Source organism: Pseudomonas sp. S07E 245, assembly GCF_019599025.1.
Classification (GTDB): Bacteria; Pseudomonadota; Gammaproteobacteria; order Pseudomonadales; family Pseudomonadaceae; genus Aquipseudomonas; species Aquipseudomonas shirazensis.
Map to the genome: position 1 here is coordinate 3,257,633 of NZ_CP080625.1, position 15,160 is coordinate 3,272,792.

Sequence of the window (15,160 nt, forward strand, 5' to 3'; positions counted from 1 at the left end):
TTGCACGTCAGCGACATCGCGCCCCGGCCAGTGGTTGGGTACAATCGTCGGCCAACCAGATCGAGTAACAGGACTTTTACATGATCGCTTGTCTGCGGCTGCTCACAGCCCTCTGCCTCGCTGCCTTGCTGGCAGCTTGCGCAAGCTCGCCCTCATCCAGCCTGGGCGAACTCCCGCGCACCCCGGACGCCAGTATCGAGCAACTGCTCGAGCAGGCAGCCACCAGCAAGTCGCCCGAGGACGCAGCCCTGCTGCGCCTGAGCGCTGCCGACCTGGCCTACAAGCAAAAGGACTATCCACGCGCAGCGCGGATTCTCGAACAGGTACCACTGGACCCGCTCAAGCCTGCTCAGCAGGTGTTCGCCAGCACCTTGAGCGCTGAGCTGGCCATGAGCCGCAACCAGCCCAAAGCTGCCCTGACCGCCCTCGCCCACCCTAGCCTGCAGCGTCTGGGCGAGATGCCGGCTGAGCTGCAAGTGCGCACCTACAGCGTGCATGCCGCCGCCCTCGAAGCCGATGGCCAGACCTTGGCCGCAGCGCAGCAGCGGGTGCAACTGGCGCCTCTGCTCAGCGGCCAGGCGACCAGCGCCAACAACGACGCGATCTGGGCACTGGTCGCTGCCTTGCCCGCCGAGCAGCTGCAATCGACTGGCAACGACACCCTGGCCGGCTGGACCAGCCTGGCCCTGGCGGTAAAAAGCGCCGGCACGCTGGAGCAGCAACAGGCTGCGATCGACGCCTGGCGCAACCAGCATCCAGAGCACCCCGCAGCCAAGCAACTGCCGACCGCGCTGAGCAAACTCAAGGAACTGGCCAGCCGGCCCCTGACCAAGATCGCCCTGCTGCTGCCTCAGGAAGGCTCGCTGGCAGGCGTCGCCCGCGCCTTGCGCGATGGCTTCATGGCCGCGCACTTCCAGGCCCAGCAGGCAGGCCAACAGGCACCTGCGATCCAGGTCTATGACAGCTCGCGGATCAGCTCGCTGGACGATTTCTACCGCCAGGCTCAGGCCGATGGCGTGCAACTGGTAGTCGGCCCGCTGGAAAAACCACTGGTGAAAAAGCTCGCCGCCTACCCGCAGCTGCCACTGCCGACCCTGGCCCTGAACTACGCCGAAGCCGGCCAGAGCGCACCGCCGCAGCTGTTCCAGTTTGGCCTTGCCGCAGAAGACGAAGCCCGTGAGGTGTCGCGCCGGGCACGCGCCGACGGCCTGGTCCGCGCTGTTGCGCTGGTGCCGAGCGGCGAATGGGGCGACCGCGTGCTGGCCGCCTTCCGCAAGGACTGGGAAAGCAACGGCGGCACCCTGCTGGCTGCCGAGCGTATCGCCCAGCCGGTCGCCCTCGCCCAGCAAATCGCCGAGCTGTTCCAGCTGCGCCAGAGTGAAGGCCGTGCCAAGAGCCTGCAAAGCACGGTCGGTGGCAACATTGCCGCACAACCGTCACGCCGCCAGGACATCGACTTCATCTTCCTCGCTGCCACCCCGCAGCAGGCGCAACAGATCAAGCCGACGCTGAACTTCCAGTACGCAGGGGATGTGCCGGTCTACGCCACCTCCAACCTGTACAGCGCCAGCGGTGACGTCAACCAGTACAACGACATGACCGGCATCCGCTTCTGCGAAACGCCGTGGCTGCTCGACAGCAGTAACAGCCTGCGCCAACAAGTCGTGCAGCAGTGGCCACAAGCCGCTGGCAGCCTCGGCCGGCTTTATGCGATGGGCGTTGATGCGTATAGCCTGGCACCGCGTCTGGGCCAACTGAAGGCACTGCCTGACAACCGCGTACAGGGCCTGTCCGGCAGCTTGAGCATGAACCCGAGTCAGCGCATCGAGCGTCAACTGCCATGGGCAGAGTTCGCCGGCGGCCAAGTCAAACGCCTGCCGGACACGCCGCGCTGATGCAGGCGGCATCGCCTGGTCGCGCCGGCCAGGATGCTGAGGACTACGCCCTGGAGTATCTTTTGGGGCAAGGTCTGCAGTTGCTGGCGCGCAATTGGCGATGCAAGGGAGGCGAGCTTGATCTGGTCATGCTCGACGCCGATACAGTAGTATTCGTCGAAGTCCGCTATCGGCTGCACGCAGACTTCGGCGGCGCCCTCGGCAGTATCGATGGGCGCAAGCAGCAACGCCTGGCGCTGGCCGCCAGCATGTTTCTGCACAAGGAGTTCCGCTGGGCCAATCACCCCTGCCGCTTCGATGTCATCGCTCTACAAGGCAGCGGCCATGCAGGGCAACCGCTGCAATGGCTGAAAAACGCCTTCGAATGCTGAACCCACTGCGAATTTTTTGCTCTATGTTTCGCGGGCTGGTCCCTGTTGCGCGTCGCGCGGGCCACCGCCCCTCTTAAGGTCACACCAGATGGACATGCAATCCCGAATTCGCCGGCTGTTTCAGGCCAGCATCGACACCAAGCAACAGGCAATGGACATGTTGGCGCCGCATATCGAGCAGGCCAGCCTGGTCATGGTCAATGCCATGCTCAATGAGGGCAAGATGCTCGCCTGCGGCAACGGCGGCTCAGCCGGCGATGCTCAGCATTTCTCGTCCGAGTTGCTCAACCGTTTCGAGCGTGAGCGCCCGAGCTTGCCGGCGATCGCGCTGACCACCGACAGCTCGACGATCACCTCGATTGCCAACGATTACAGCTACAACGAAGTGTTCTCCAAGCAGATCCGCGCCCTCGGCCAGCCCGGCGACGTGCTGCTGGCGATCTCTACCAGCGGTAACTCGGCGAACGTGATTCAAGCGATCCAGGCCGCACATGATCGTGAAATGATTGTCGTAGCAATGACCGGGCGCGACGGCGGTGGCATGGCCTCGCTGCTGCTGCCCGAAGATGTCGAGATTCGCGTACCGTCGAACGTGACTGCGCGCATCCAGGAAGTCCACCTGCTGGCGATCCACTGCCTGTGTGATCTGATCGACAGCCAACTGTTCGGGAGTGAAGAATGATCCCCAAGCGTTTTGGCCTGATGGCCCTGACTCTGTGCCTGAGCCTCTCCGGCTGCAGTTCGGTATTGACCTCTACCCGCGACAATCCTATCGAGGACGATCGCGGCACCCGCACCATCGGCAGCAAGATTGACGATTCACTGATCGAAACCAAGGTCTCGGTCAACATCGCCAAGGCCAACCCTGACCTGGACAAAGGCTCGCACATCGTTGTCAGCAGCTATAACGGCGTTGTCCTGCTGGCCGGGCAAACCCCGCGTGCTGACCTCAAAAGCCTCGCCGAGCAGACCGCCGGCCAGGTGCAACGGGTCAAGAAGGTGCATAACGAAATCCAGGTGATGCAGCCGTCTTCGATTCTGGCGCGCAACAACGACGCCTGGCTGACCACCAAGATCAAGGCGCAGATGCTTGGCGACGCCAATGTGCCTGGCTCGCGCATCAAGGTCATCACCGAAAACGGTATCGTCTACCTGCTCGGCCTGGTTACCCAGGGCGAAGCCAACGCCGCGACCAGCGTGGTGCAAAGCGTTTCCGGCGTGCAGAAAATCGTCAAACTGTTCGAATACATCGACTAAGTCGCACCCGGCGGGAGGGCTGCGTCCTCCCGCCCTCCTCACCCGATCCAGGAAATACTCCATGACCAAGTTTCTGCTGCCCGCGCTGCTGATCGGCGCCTGCGCATCCCTGGCTGGCTGCTCCAGCCCGAGCATCATCACCCTGAATGATGGCCGTGAGCTGCAGGCATTGGACCAGCCCCACTTCGATCGCGCTTCTGGCTTTTATGAATTCGAACAGCTGGACGGCAAGCGCACGCGCATCAACAAGGATCAGGTTCGCACCATTACCGACCTGTAATTGCTGATCCAACGCTTACGAAAAAGGCGATCCTCTCGGATCGCCTTTTTTGTTACTTGACCACCTTCAGACTCGGTCGTCCGCTAGGACGCGGCGGCTGGCCACCACCTTCGGGCGGGCCGTCGTTATCCGGCTCGTCAACTTCATCCTCAAGCTCTTCATCATCCAGCAGCGAAGGCTCAAGCTCGAACACCATGCCCTGACCGTTCTCGCGGGCGTAGATGCCCAGGATCGCACCAGTGGGCACGAACAACGAATGCGCGACGCCGCCGAAGCGGCCTTCAAAGCTCACTGCGTCGTTATCCATGTGCAGGCTGCGCACCGCACTGGGCGACACGTTCAGGACAATCTGACCATCACTGGCGAAGCCCTGGGGCACCTGGACGGCCGGAAACTCGGCATTGACCAGCATATGGGGCGTGCAATCGTTGTCGACGATCCACTCGTACAGTGCTCTAACCAGATAGGGGCGACTGGAGTTCATCAACGGCTCCTTAAAGCTTGCGCATTTCACGTTCAGCAGCAGACAGGCTCGCCTGGAATGGCTCGCGGGCGAACTGTCGCTCCATATAATCAAGCAGCGGCTTGGCTTGCCGCGGCAGTTCGATACCCATCACCGGCAAACGCCAGAGTATGGGCAGTAGACAACAATCGACCAGGCTTTGCTCATCACTCATGAAGCAGGCCATCTCGGCAAACAATGGCGCAACCCCGGTCAGGCTCTCGCGCAGTTCCTTGCGCGCCTTTGCCTGCGCAGCCTCGGTGCTGCGCTTGTCGAGCAGCACGTCGGCCAGCGAGCACCAGTCGCGCTGGATGCGGTGCACCAGCAAGCGGCTGTTGCCGCGTGCGACCGGATACACCGGCAGCAGTGGCGGGTGCGGATAGCGCTCATCGAGGTATTCCATGACCACGGTCGACTCATACAGCGCCAGATCGCGATCAACCAGGGTTGGCACACTGGCGTAAGGATTCACTTCAACCAGCTTGGGTGGCACACGCCCAGGATCGACGTCGATGATCTGCACGCTGACGCCCTTTTCGGAGAGCACCAGGCGGACCCGGTGCGAGTAATGATCAGCGGGATCGGAATAGCAGGCTAACCTGTTGGTTACGCCCATGCAGCGCCTCCTCGTGGGGATGCTTGTAAAACACAAATGCAAACGCGCCCTGAGGGGCCCAATGCAGTTGCACGGGGCGCCTCAGGGCGCGTTCAACTAACCAGAAATTACTGCGTGATCAGTGCACGTCCTTCCAGTATTCGCGCTTGAGCAAGTAGGCGAACACGAAGAAGAAAGCCAGGTACAGCAACACATAGGTACCGATGCGCTGGCTCTCCAGTTTGACCGGGTTGGCCGAATAGGCCAGGAAGGTCACCAGGTTCTTGACCTTCTCGTCGAACTGCTCGGGCGTCAGGGTACCGGATTTCGGCTCGATGGTCAGCTGATCACATGCTTCATGGGTCAATGGGCTGCCCGTCAACGGGTCAAATTGCTTCTTGCCGTCGACGACGCTCTGCACCTGCTTGCAGCCAATCACCTGATTACCCTGCAGGCCAACCAGCACGTTAGGCATGCCGACGTTGGGGAAGACCTTGTTGTTGACCCCGTATGGCCGCGACTTGTCCTCATAGAAGCTACGCAGGTACGAGTACAGCCAATCGCTACCACGCACCCGCGCAACCAGGGTCAGGTCTGGCGGCGCAGCGCCGAACCAGGTCTTGGCATCAGCCGGCTGCATGCCGATCTGCATGTGGTCGCCGATCTTGGCACCGGTGAACACCAGGTTTTCCAGCATCAGCTCATGGGGGATACCCAGGTCATCAGCGACCCGCTCATAGCGCTGGAACTTCGCGCTATGGCAGCCCATGCAATAGTTGGCAAAGGTCCGCGCACCATCCTGCATGGCGGCTTTGTCACTCAGGTCGATATCGACCTTGTCCAGCTCCAGGCCGTGTTCCGCGGCAAAGGACAAGGCAGGCATCACTGCCAGGAACAGTACTGCAATAAGCTTTTTCATCAGCCAGTCACCCTTTCCGGAACCGCTTTGGTCTTCTCCAGCCTTGTGTAGAACGGCATCAGCAGGAAGTAGGCGAAATACAGCACGGTACAGACCTGCGACAGCAGGGTCCGCCCCGGCGTAGGCGCCAACACACCCAGCACACCGAGAATCACGAAGCTGACGCAGAACACCAGCAGCCAGATCTTGCTCAGCCAGCCCTTGTAGCGCATGGAACGTACCGGGCTGCGGTCAAGCCAGGGCAACACGAACAACACGGCAATGGCGGCGCCCATGGCGATCACGCCGAACAGTTTGTCGGGCACCGCGCGCAGGATCGCGTAGAACGGTGTGAAGTACCACACCGGAGCAATGTGCTCGGGTGTCTTGAAGGCGTTGGCTTGCTCGAAGTTTGGTTTTTCGAGGAAGTAGCCGCCCATTTCCGGGAAGAAGAACACCACCGAACAGAACACGAAGAGGAACACCACCACGCCGACGATATCCTTGACGGTGTAGTACGGGTGGAACGGGATACCGTCGAGGGGGATGCCGTTTTCGTCCTTGTGCTTCTTGATGTCGACGCCGTCAGGGTTGTTCGAGCCGACTTCGTGCAGCGCCAGGATATGCAGCACCACCAGGCCGAGAATGACGATCGGCAAGGCCACCACATGCAAGGCGAAGAAGCGGTTCAGGGTAATCCCCGAGATCAGGTAGTCGCCGCGAATCCACTGGGTCAGGTCATCGCCGATCACCGGGATGGCGCCGAACAGCGAGATGATTACCTGCGCCCCCCAATACGACATCTGGCCCCAAGGCAGCAGATAGCCCATGAACGCTTCAGCCATCAGCGCCAGATAGATCAGCATGCCGAACAGCCAGACCAGCTCACGCGGCTTCTGATAAGAGCCGTAGAGCAGCCCGCGGAACATGTGCAGGTAGACCACGATGAAGAACGCCGAGGCGCCGGTGGAGTGCAGGTAGCGCAGGATCCAGCCGTACTCGACATCGCGCATGATGTACTCGACCGAGGCGAACGCCTCTTCGGCCGAAGGGGTGAAACTCATGGTCAGCCAGACGCCGGTAACAATCTGGTTGACCAGCACCAGCAACGCCAGCGAGCCAAAGAAGTACAGGAAGTTGAAGTTCTTCGGCGCGTAGTATTTGCTCAGATGCTCTTCCCACATCTTGGTCGCGGGGAAGCGCGCATCGATCCAGTCCATGAACTTGCTCATCATGCGTTCTCCTGATCGACGCCGATGACGATGATGTCGTCCGTCTCATATGAGTGCGGAGGCACTGGCAGGTTGAGAGGTGCCGGCTGGGACTTGTAGACGCGGCCAGCGAGGTCGTAATGAGAGCCGTGGCAGGGGCAGAAATAGCCACCGACCCACTTGGGCCCCAGATCGACCGGCGCCACTTCAGGACGGAAGGTCGGCGAGCAGCCCAGGTGGGTGCACAGGCCAACCAGCAGGAGGATTTCCGGCTTGATCGAGCGCACCTCTGGGTCGACGTAAGTCGGCTGCACCGAGGCCTGCGATTCCGGATCAGCGAGCTCGCCGACGATTTTCTTGAGATTGCCGAGGATCTCTTCTGTGCGTCGCACGATGAATACTGGCTGCCCGCGCCACTCAGCAACCATCTGCTGGCCGGGTTCAATCTTGGCAATATTGACCTTCACCGGTGCACCGGCGGCTTTCGCCTTGGCACTGGGAAACCATGACCCCACGAACGGTACCGCAGCCCCCACAGCCCCCGCTGCACCCACCACGGACGTGGCGGCTACGAGGAAGCGGCGCCGGCCTGCGTTGACGCCGTCATTACTCATTCAGTCCTCTCCCATCAGCTGCTCTGGCCTGTTGAACCAGGCCTGTATTTTGTGAATGTCTGTGGCACTAAATTTTGGTCGCCATGGTAAGAAACAAATCCACACACTGACAAGGTGATTAGCTCCGGCCCGGTCTACAACCCACGCTTTGCTTGATCTGCGTCTATAAGGCGACTCGCCACGGACATGCTGACAGGTTAGTTCAAGGCAAAAAAAAAGCCCGGTTCCAAGGAACCGGGCTTCTTTCGACTGCCGAAGCGAAATTAACGCTTGGAGTACTGAGGACGCTTACGTGCTTTACGCAGACCCACTTTCTTACGCTCGACTTCACGAGCATCGCGGGTTACGTAGCCAGCGCGACGCAGAGCAGGGCGCAGGGCTTCGTCGTAGGCCATCAGAGCGCGGGTGATACCATGACGGATCGCACCGGCTTGACCGCTGACACCACCACCGGAAACGGTGACGTAGATGTCGAACTTGGCAACGTTCTCGGTCAGCTCGAGGGGTTGACGAACAACCATGCGAGCGGTTTCGCGACCGAAGAAAGTGTCCAGAGGACGGTTGTTGATGGAGATGTTACCGGTACCTGGACGCAGGAAAACGCGAGCGGTTGCGGTCTTGCGACGGCCAGTGCCGTAATTTTGAGTCGCCGACATAATGAACTATCCCGTTAGATCTTCAGTTCTTGAGGCTGCTGAGCAGTGTGTGGGTGAACAGCGCCCGCGTACACTTTCAGCTTGCGGTACATGTCGCGACCCAGCGGGTTCTTAGGCAGCATGCCCTTGACCGCGGTCTCGATGATACGCTCAGGGGCCTTGGCGATCAGCTTGTCGAAGCTGATTTCCTTGATGCCACCTGGGAAGCCGGAGTGGGAGTAGTACATTTTGTCAGTAGTTTTAGCACCAGTGACACGTACCTGCTCGGCGTTGATTACGACGATGTAGTCGCCGGTGTCAACGTGAGGGGTGTATTCAGCTTTGTGCTTGCCACGCAGACGAAGAGCGATTTCGGTAGCCAGACGACCCAGGGTCTGACCAGCGGCGTCGACGACGAACCAGTCGCGCGTAACTGTTTCTGGTTTAGCAGTAAAAGTTTTCATTATCTCTAAAGCCTCAGAGGCCGCCCAAGCAATAAAAAATAGACGGCGAATCTTACTGGATAGTGCGCAACTTGACAAGCAAGCACGCAGCCGAATACGGACGCTATTGGGGGCTCGGGTCGGGCACGTCCAATATCCGGCGGGTTTCTCTCGTAATGCAGTGCATCACTTCCGCAAAACGGAGAGGGGCAGGATTATCCAGATTGCAGAAAAAAATTCAACCTGCTTTTATGGTCTTTTTCGCCAGAGAGAAGCTTCCAGATGGAATACCGCAAGCTCGGCCGTACCGACCTCAACGTCAGCGCCCTGTGCCTGGGCACCATGACCTGGGGCGAGCAGAACGATCAGGACCAGGCTTTCGCCCAGATCGCCCGGGCCAAGGCCGGCGGAATCAACTTCATCGATACCGCCGAAATGTACCCGGTGCCGCCGCGCCCGGAGACCTACGCCGCCACCGAACGAATCATCGGTAACTGGTTCAAGGCCAACGGCGATCGCGACCAGTGGACTCTGGCGAGCAAGGTTGCCGGCCCGGGCAACGGCATCAGCCACATCCGCGACGGCCAGCTCAAGCACAATCGCCAGCACATCGTTGCCGCGCTGGACGCAAGCCTTGAGCGCCTGCAGACCGATCACATCGACCTGTATCAGCTGCACTGGCCGGAGCGCAGCACCAACTTCTTCGGCAAGCTCGGCTATCAGCACCTGCCGCAGGACCACTTCACGCCACTGGAAGAAACCCTTGAGGTGCTCGACGAGCAGGTTCGTGCCGGCAAGATCCGTCACATTGGCCTGTCCAATGAAACGCCATGGGGCACGATGAAGTTCCTGCAGCTGGCCGAGAGCCGCGGTTGGCCGCGGGCAGTATCGATCCAGAACCCCTACAACCTGCTCAACCGCAGCTTCGAGATCGGCCTGGCCGAAGTGGCGATCCGCGAGCAATGCGGGCTGCTGGCCTACTCGCCGCTGGCATTCGGCATGCTTGCCGGCAAGTATGAAAACGGCGCCAGACCTGAAGGCGCGCGGTTGACGCTGTTCAACCGCTTTGCCCGCTACTCCAACCCGCAGACCGTGGCCGCCTGCAGCCGTTACGTGCAGATAGCCCGCGAGCATGGCCTGGACCCGGCCCAGATGGCCCTGGCGTTCGTCACCCGCCAGCCGTTCGTGACCAGCAATATCATCGGTGCGACCAGCCTTGAACAACTGCAAAGCAACCTCGCCAGCGCCGATCTGAACTTGAGCGATGAGCTGCTGGCAGCCATCGAAGCGGTGCACCAGGATCAGCCAAACCCGGCGCCGTGATGCAGCCGTAACAAAGCGGCAGCGGGTCAGCCCGCTGCCGCTGGCAGCTGGATCGGGACGGGGTAGACACAATCGCCAAAAAATAAGACGATCCAGCCGGTGATTGACCACTCTACCCTATAAGAACAATGACAATGATCTTTACCCAACCCACCGCTTCATTGCGGCGCGTCAGCATTCTGGCCGTCGATAATGTGTTCGCCTCGACCCTGATGCAGGCCAAGGATTTCTTCCACCTGGCCAGCCTGCGCTACGGCAAGCAAATGGGCCTGGGCCTGCAACCGATGTTCGAAATCTGCCTGGTCAGCCCCGACGCTGCACCGGTGGACAGCTTCAGCAACGTGCAGGTGCCGGTAGACGGCGGCCTGGGCGATGCCGATGTGATCATCCTGCCGGCGTTCTGGGATGACTTCGACAACCTTCAGCAGCGTTATCCGCAGGTCTTGCCATGGCTACGCGAGCAGCATGCGCGTGGCGCGGTGCTCTGTGGCGAAGCCAGCGGCGTGTACTGGCTGGCCGAAGCGGGCTTGCTCGATGGCAAGGAGGCGACCACCTACTGGCGCTTCTTCACTGACTTCGCCGAGCGCTTCCCGGCTGTGCGGCTGAACCAGGACAAGCACCTGACCGATGCCGACAACCTGTACTGCGCGGGCGGCGCGACCTCGGCCTGCGACCTGTACATCTACCTGATCGAGCGCTTCTGCGGGGCCAATGTCGCCCGCGCGGTAGCCCGCGACATCCTCTATGAAGTGCAACGCAACTACACCCCAGGGCGTATGGGTTTTGGTGGGCAGAAGCTGCATCAGGACCTGATCATCCTGCAGATTCAGCACTGGCTTGAAGAGCATTTCGCGGACAAATTCCGCTTTGAAGACGTCGCCCGCAACCATGGCATGAGCATTCGCAATTTCATGCGCCGGTTCCAGACGGCTACCGGCGACAAGCCCCTGCACTATCTGCAACGGCTGCGCATCGAAACCGCCAAGGGTTTACTGTCGAGCACCCGCAAGAGCATCAAGACCATCAGTTATGAGGTGGGCTACGACGATGCGAGCTTCTTTGCCCGGCTGTTCCGCCAGCATACCGAGCTTTCGCCGAACCAGTATCGGCAGCAGTTCATGCAAGAGGCTTGAGGGGCATGGGGGCCGCCTTGCCGCCCTTCGCGGGTGAACCCGCTCCCACAGGATTCGCAGCGCCGCCATGTGAGCTGTGGGAGCGGGTTCACCCGCGAAGGGCCGCAAAGCGGCCCCAACTACACCGAATTAAGGCTTATGCGCTCGCGCCAGAAACTCGTGCGACTGCATCTCCAGCAAACGGCTCAGCGTACGCTGGAACTCGAAGCTCAGCCGCCCGCCGGTGTACAGATCCTTCAACTCAACCTCAGCTGAAATGATCAGCTTGACGTTACGGTCGTAAAACTCATCGACCATGTTGATGAAGCGCCGGGCGATATCGTCGGTAGCCACACCCATCTGCTCGACATTGCTCAGCAGCACGGCATGGAAGATCTTGCCCAGCTCGATGTAGTCGTTCTGGCTGCGCGGCCCGTCGCACAAGGCGCGGAAGTCGAACCAGGCGACATCGTCACAGGTACGCAGGGCGTGAATCTCGCGATTCTCGATCATCAGCACGTCGTTCTCGACCGCCTGCGTGCACTCCGGGGTCAGCGCCTTGAAGCTCTGGCGCAGGCTCTCGTGCGCAGCGGCATCGAGCGGGAAGTGGAACAGCTCGGCCTGCTCGAGGTGACGCAGACGATAGTCGACGCCGCTGTCGACGTTCACCACATCGGTGTACTGCTTGATCATGGCGATGGCCGGCAGGAAGCGCGCACGCTGCAAGCCATCCTTGTACAGGCCGTCAGGCACGATGTTGGAGGTCGCGACCAGTGATACGCCGTTCTTGAACAGCTCTTCCATCAAGGTGCCGAGGATCATCGCATCGGTAATGTCAGAGACGAAGAACTCATCGAAACAGATGACCCGGGCTTCGTTGGAGAAGCGCTTGGCGATCACCGTCAGCGGGTTCTTCTCGCCCTTGAGCGTGCGCATTTCTTCGTGCACGCGCTTCATGAAGCGGTGGAAGTGCGTGCGCATCTTCTGTTCGAACGGCAGCGCCTCATAGAAGGTGTCGACCAGATAGGTCTTGCCGCGCCCTACCCCACCCCAGAAGTACAAGCCCTTGACCGGGGCCTGGTCCTTCTTGCCGAACAGCTTGCCGAGCACGCCGGGCTTGTTGTTCTGCGCCGCGACCAGGTCGTCGTACAGACGCTGCAGATGACGCACCGCTGTTTCCTGCGCCGCATCATGGAAGAAATCGGGACGTTTGAGATCTGCTTGATATCGTTCTAAAGGCGTCATAATTCGCTGGCGAGGTAACAAAAGCGGGCCGTCACTGTAGCGACGGGCCCGCATAATGGCAATCAGACTTGCGGCGAAATGCCTCAGTCGGCTTGTGGCTGGAGCGCTGCGTGCAAGGCTTGCACGGCAGCGTCGCGCGCTGATGCATCGGCAAATTGCGGGCCTTCCGCGACCTGCTCACCGTTCAGCCACAGGGCAAAGCTCAGGCCGTCGACGCGCACATCGGCTTCACCACCCTGCTGCAGTTGCTTGCTCACCGCACCGGCGCTCTTGCCGTCGGCGAAGCTGCGCGACAGCAGCAATTGCTCGCCATCGGCGGCCAGCAGGCGGAAGCGGAAGCTGCCGTCTTCATCACGGAAGCTGACAAAGCGGGCGCTCTTGGCGGCCTTTTTCTTCACGTCGGTGCTGGCCTGGACACTGCTGCGGAACGAGCGCAGGCCGACCGCTTCGCGCAGTTGTTCAAGGAACGGCGTCGCGCTCTTGCGCGCCTTGGCCGCGCCGGCCAGAAGGATGTCTTCAAGGTCGGCAGGACGTGCGATCAGCTGATGGTAATGCTCGCGAGGCGCGGCCAGTTGGCCGTCCAGCAGCTGGAACAGGCGCTGCTTGGCCTCGCCCCAGCCCAGCCCTTGCAGCAGCGCTTCATGTAGCTCTGCCGATTGCGCCGGGGTAGCGAACGCCTGGTACAGGGTGAACAGGTGCGAGCTGTCCGGGTCTTTCGCTTCGCCGGGTGCACGGGAGTCGGTGACGATGCGCGAGATGGCGTCTTTCATGTCCTTGGCGCTGGCGAACAACGGGATGGTGTTGTCGTAGCTCTTGGACATCTTGCGCCCATCAAGGCCCGGCAGGGTCGCCACGCTTTCCTCGATCACCGCCTCGGGCATGGCGAAGAATTCCTTGCCCTGGCCGAACAGGTGATTGAAGCGCTGGCCAATATCACGGGCCATTTCCACGTGCTGGATCTGGTCACGGCCGACCGGCACCTTGTGCGCGTTGAACATGAGAATGTCCGCCGCCATCAGCACCGGGTAGCTGAACAGGCCCATGGTCACGCCGGCATCCGGGTCTTCGCCGTTTTCCAGGTTCTTGTCTACCGACGCCTTGTAGGCGTGGGCGCGGTTGAGCAGGCCCTTGCCGGCAACGCAGGTCAGCAGCCAAGTCAGCTCAGGGATCTCGGGGATGTCGGACTGACGGTAGAAGGTGACTTTGTCCGGGTCGAGCCCGCCCGCCAGCCAGGTGGCGGCGATCTCCAGGCGCGAACGCTGGATGCGCAGCGGGTCATCGCACTTGATCAGCGCGTGATAGTCGGCCAGGAAGTAGAACGAGTCGGCACCGGGCTGCTGGCTGGCAAGGATGGCCGGGCGAATGGCGCCGGCGTAGTTGCCCAGGTGCGGGGTGCCGGTGGTGGTGATACCGGTAAGAATGCGCGTAGTCATGGGTAATCGCTTGATCAGGCTTGGCTCAGTTCGAGAGGCGCGGCAGCACCAGATCCTTCAGATCGGTCAGCTTGCCATGGAAAAAGTGTCCGCATTCTGCCACTTTCAGCAGCTCATGGGGGCGCGACAGGCTGTCGGACCATTCGTAAACCAGCTGAGGATCGACGACTTCGTCGCTGTCCGGCTGGATGACGATCAATGGGCAAACCTGCGGCAGCGGGAAGTCGTCATTCAAACGCATCACAGCAGGTGCGATCATGAACAGCTGCTGCAGCGTTGCGCCCTGGCTTTCCAGACGCCCGGCAAGACTCGCGGCAACGAAACCGCCAAACGAGAAGCCCATCAGAACCAGCGGCAGCTCGTGATAGCTGGTCCGCACCCAGGCGGCGACGGCCTCGGCATCAGCCACTTCACCCGCGCCCATGTCATGGCCGCCAGCGCTTTGGCCGACGCCGCGGTAATTGAAGCGCAGCGTGTTGTAGCCAGCATCGCGAGCAGTGCGTTGCAGGGTCGAGACCACCTTGTTGAGCATGGTGCCGCCCTGCACCGGATTAGGGTGGCAGATCAGCACTACGCCACGCGGCTCGGCCACTTCCAGCTGCAAGGCTTCCAGTTGGCCGCATGGGCCATCGATGAACAAGGGGGTTTCGCGGATAAGCAAAGCACTACTCCGTGACCTCGGAAGGGGTCGACTCGTCTAGCTGATGAATTCTGTTCTGAAATATTTGCGATCGTTCGCGGTATACAGCGCAGGTCTGAGCCGTTAACGTAAAGCAAAGCCGTTTATAGAGGAAGGACTCGTGGAACTCTCGCTCCTTGTTTGGTTGTTGCCGACCCTGGCCCTGGTCGTCGGCGTAGTCGTCGGCTTCGTCGTGGCCCGCCTGCTGCCCAACGCAGCGCCCAGCAGCACACAGCGTCAACTGGATGATATCCAGCAACGTTTCGACAGTTATCAAAGTGAAGTGGTCACCCACTTCAACAGCACCGCAGCCCTGGTTCAACGCCTGACCCAGAGCTATCAGGACGTGCAGGATCACCTGGCCGACGGTGCCAACCGCCTGGCCCTGGACGAGCTGACCCGTCAGCGTCTGCTGGCAGCGCTGCATTCGGAGGCTGCGCAAAGCCATCGCGATCGCCTGACGCCGCCGAAAGACACCGCCGAAGTGCCGCGTGACTACGCGCCCAAGACGCCTAACTCGCCGGGCATGCTCGACGAGAGCTACGGCCTCAAGCGCTGATCCGAGCTGTAAGCACTGGTTCTTCAAGGTTTTATTGCTGATGTTGGGGCTTCTTTGCAGCCCTTCGCGGGTGAACCCGCTCCCACAGGTTTTTGCAGCGCCGCCTTA

The 15,160-nt window shown here is 60.9% G+C and carries 18 protein-coding genes; 8 read left to right on the plus strand and 10 right to left on the minus strand.

Annotation, left to right across the window (positions count from 1 at the left end):
• Positions 1–80 precede the first annotated feature (80 nt).
• From K3F44_RS15000 to K3F44_RS15020, 5 genes are all read left to right on the plus strand, one after another.
• Positions 81–1,895, plus strand: coding sequence for a penicillin-binding protein activator (locus tag K3F44_RS15000; RefSeq protein ID WP_220632502.1), 1,815 nt, complete (start codon positions 81–83; stop codon positions 1,893–1,895).
• Positions 1,895–2,266 carry a YraN family protein gene (locus tag K3F44_RS15005; protein ID WP_181088866.1) on the plus strand — a complete coding sequence of 124 codons (372 nt, stop codon included), beginning with the start codon at positions 1,895–1,897 and terminating at the stop codon, positions 2,264–2,266. The genes K3F44_RS15000 and K3F44_RS15005 overlap by 1 nt, the downstream gene beginning before the upstream one ends.
• An 88-nt stretch (positions 2,267–2,354) precedes the next feature.
• A complete protein-coding gene (locus K3F44_RS15010) occupies positions 2,355–2,948 on the plus strand; it encodes a phosphoheptose isomerase (RefSeq protein ID WP_101322002.1) in 594 nt (197 codons plus the stop codon).
• Positions 2,945–3,523 (plus strand): BON domain-containing protein, encoded by a 579-nt coding sequence (locus tag K3F44_RS15015; RefSeq protein ID WP_101322003.1) that lies wholly within the window; start codon positions 2,945–2,947, stop codon positions 3,521–3,523. The genes K3F44_RS15010 and K3F44_RS15015 overlap by 4 nt, the downstream gene beginning before the upstream one ends.
• Before the next feature lie 61 nt (positions 3,524–3,584).
• On the plus strand, positions 3,585–3,803 hold the full coding sequence (locus K3F44_RS15020; RefSeq protein WP_101322004.1) for a YgdI/YgdR family lipoprotein: 219 nt from the start codon (positions 3,585–3,587) through the stop codon (positions 3,801–3,803).
• 52 nt (positions 3,804–3,855) lie between these two features.
• Here K3F44_RS15020 and K3F44_RS15025 read toward each other — a convergent pair whose 3' ends face one another.
• From K3F44_RS15025 to rplM, 7 genes are all read right to left on the minus strand, one after another.
• Positions 3,856–4,287 carry a ClpXP protease specificity-enhancing factor gene (locus tag K3F44_RS15025; protein WP_101322005.1) on the minus strand — a complete coding sequence of 144 codons (432 nt, stop codon included), beginning with the start codon at positions 4,285–4,287 and terminating at the stop codon, positions 3,856–3,858.
• Positions 4,288–4,297: 10 nt separating this feature from the next.
• Positions 4,298–4,921, minus strand: a complete 624-nt coding sequence (locus tag K3F44_RS15030) for a glutathione S-transferase N-terminal domain-containing protein (protein ID WP_220632503.1) — start codon at positions 4,919–4,921, stop codon at positions 4,298–4,300.
• A 118-nt stretch (positions 4,922–5,039) separates the two neighbouring features.
• Complete coding sequence (locus K3F44_RS15035) at positions 5,040–5,819, minus strand: cytochrome c1 (protein ID WP_220632504.1); 780 nt, start codon at positions 5,817–5,819, stop codon at positions 5,040–5,042.
• Positions 5,819–7,030, minus strand: coding sequence for a cytochrome bc complex cytochrome b subunit (locus K3F44_RS15040; protein WP_101322008.1), 1,212 nt, complete (start codon positions 7,028–7,030; stop codon positions 5,819–5,821). The genes K3F44_RS15035 and K3F44_RS15040 overlap by 1 nt, the downstream gene beginning before the upstream one ends.
• Positions 7,030–7,623 (minus strand): ubiquinol-cytochrome c reductase iron-sulfur subunit, encoded by a 594-nt coding sequence (gene petA / locus K3F44_RS15045; RefSeq protein WP_101322009.1) that lies wholly within the window; start codon positions 7,621–7,623, stop codon positions 7,030–7,032. The genes K3F44_RS15040 and petA overlap by 1 nt, the downstream gene beginning before the upstream one ends.
• 263 nt (positions 7,624–7,886) lie before the next feature.
• A complete protein-coding gene (gene rpsI / locus K3F44_RS15050) occupies positions 7,887–8,279 on the minus strand; it encodes a 30S ribosomal protein S9 (protein ID WP_101322010.1) in 393 nt (130 codons plus the stop codon).
• Positions 8,280–8,293: 14 nt separating this feature from the next.
• Positions 8,294–8,722 carry a 50S ribosomal protein L13 gene (rplM, locus tag K3F44_RS15055; protein ID WP_101322011.1) on the minus strand — a complete coding sequence of 143 codons (429 nt, stop codon included), beginning with the start codon at positions 8,720–8,722 and terminating at the stop codon, positions 8,294–8,296.
• Between the two features lie 261 nt (positions 8,723–8,983).
• Between rplM and K3F44_RS15060 the strand changes: the two genes are divergently transcribed.
• Positions 8,984–10,024 (plus strand): NADP(H)-dependent aldo-keto reductase, encoded by a 1,041-nt coding sequence (locus K3F44_RS15060; RefSeq protein ID WP_220632505.1) that lies wholly within the window; start codon positions 8,984–8,986, stop codon positions 10,022–10,024.
• 236 nt (positions 10,025–10,260) lie between these two features.
• Positions 10,261–11,157, plus strand: a complete 897-nt coding sequence (locus tag K3F44_RS15065) for a GlxA family transcriptional regulator (protein WP_178080845.1) — start codon at positions 10,261–10,263, stop codon at positions 11,155–11,157.
• A 129-nt stretch (positions 11,158–11,286) separates the two neighbouring features.
• Here the strand turns inward: K3F44_RS15065 and zapE are convergent, their stop codons facing one another.
• The 3 genes from zapE to K3F44_RS15080 form a co-directional block, all read right to left on the minus strand.
• Entirely contained in the window at positions 11,287–12,381 is a 1,095-nt protein-coding gene (zapE, locus tag K3F44_RS15070) for a cell division protein ZapE (RefSeq protein WP_101322014.1), read from the minus strand.
• 83 nt (positions 12,382–12,464) lie between these two features.
• Positions 12,465–13,814, minus strand: coding sequence for a tryptophan--tRNA ligase (locus K3F44_RS15075; protein ID WP_101322015.1), 1,350 nt, complete (start codon positions 13,812–13,814; stop codon positions 12,465–12,467).
• A gap of 25 nt (positions 13,815–13,839) precedes the next feature.
• Positions 13,840–14,475: an alpha/beta hydrolase gene (locus K3F44_RS15080; RefSeq protein ID WP_220632506.1), complete on the minus strand. Its 636-nt coding sequence runs from the start codon at positions 14,473–14,475 to the stop codon at positions 13,840–13,842.
• A gap of 139 nt (positions 14,476–14,614) precedes the next feature.
• Between K3F44_RS15080 and K3F44_RS15085 the strand changes: the two genes are divergently transcribed.
• A complete protein-coding gene (locus K3F44_RS15085; protein WP_101322017.1) occupies positions 14,615–15,052 on the plus strand; it encodes a YhcB family protein in 438 nt (145 codons plus the stop codon).
• Positions 15,053–15,160 lie beyond the last annotated feature (108 nt).

Excerpts from the sequence above, each read along its gene's own strand:
- K3F44_RS15075 (WP_101322015.1), bottom strand. The coding sequence starts at position 13,814 with ATGACTACGCGCATTCTTACCGGTATCACCACCACCGGCACCCCGCAC.
- K3F44_RS15035 (WP_220632504.1), bottom strand. The coding sequence starts at position 5,819 with ATGAAAAAGCTTATTGCAGTACTGTTCCTGGCAGTGATGCCTGCCTTG.
- K3F44_RS15000 (WP_220632502.1), top strand. The coding sequence starts at position 81 with ATGATCGCTTGTCTGCGGCTGCTCACAGCCCTCTGCCTCGCTGCCTTG.
- K3F44_RS15060 (WP_220632505.1), top strand. The coding sequence starts at position 8,984 with ATGGAATACCGCAAGCTCGGCCGTACCGACCTCAACGTCAGCGCCCTG.
- K3F44_RS15015 (WP_101322003.1), top strand. The coding sequence starts at position 2,945 with ATGATCCCCAAGCGTTTTGGCCTGATGGCCCTGACTCTGTGCCTGAGC.
- K3F44_RS15030 (WP_220632503.1), bottom strand. The coding sequence starts at position 4,921 with ATGGGCGTAACCAACAGGTTAGCCTGCTATTCCGATCCCGCTGATCAT.
- K3F44_RS15005 (WP_181088866.1), top strand. The coding sequence starts at position 1,895 with ATGCAGGCGGCATCGCCTGGTCGCGCCGGCCAGGATGCTGAGGACTAC.
- K3F44_RS15040 (WP_101322008.1), bottom strand. The coding sequence starts at position 7,030 with ATGAGCAAGTTCATGGACTGGATCGATGCGCGCTTCCCCGCGACCAAG.
- K3F44_RS15010 (WP_101322002.1), top strand. The coding sequence starts at position 2,355 with ATGGACATGCAATCCCGAATTCGCCGGCTGTTTCAGGCCAGCATCGAC.
- K3F44_RS15025 (WP_101322005.1), bottom strand. The coding sequence starts at position 4,287 with ATGAACTCCAGTCGCCCCTATCTGGTTAGAGCACTGTACGAGTGGATC.
- zapE (WP_101322014.1), bottom strand. The coding sequence starts at position 12,381 with ATGACGCCTTTAGAACGATATCAAGCAGATCTCAAACGTCCCGATTTC.
- rplM (WP_101322011.1), bottom strand. The coding sequence starts at position 8,722 with ATGAAAACTTTTACTGCTAAACCAGAAACAGTTACGCGCGACTGGTTC.
- K3F44_RS15020 (WP_101322004.1), top strand. The coding sequence starts at position 3,585 with ATGACCAAGTTTCTGCTGCCCGCGCTGCTGATCGGCGCCTGCGCATCC.
- rpsI (WP_101322010.1), bottom strand. The coding sequence starts at position 8,279 with ATGTCGGCGACTCAAAATTACGGCACTGGCCGTCGCAAGACCGCAACC.
- petA (WP_101322009.1), bottom strand. The coding sequence starts at position 7,623 with ATGAGTAATGACGGCGTCAACGCAGGCCGGCGCCGCTTCCTCGTAGCC.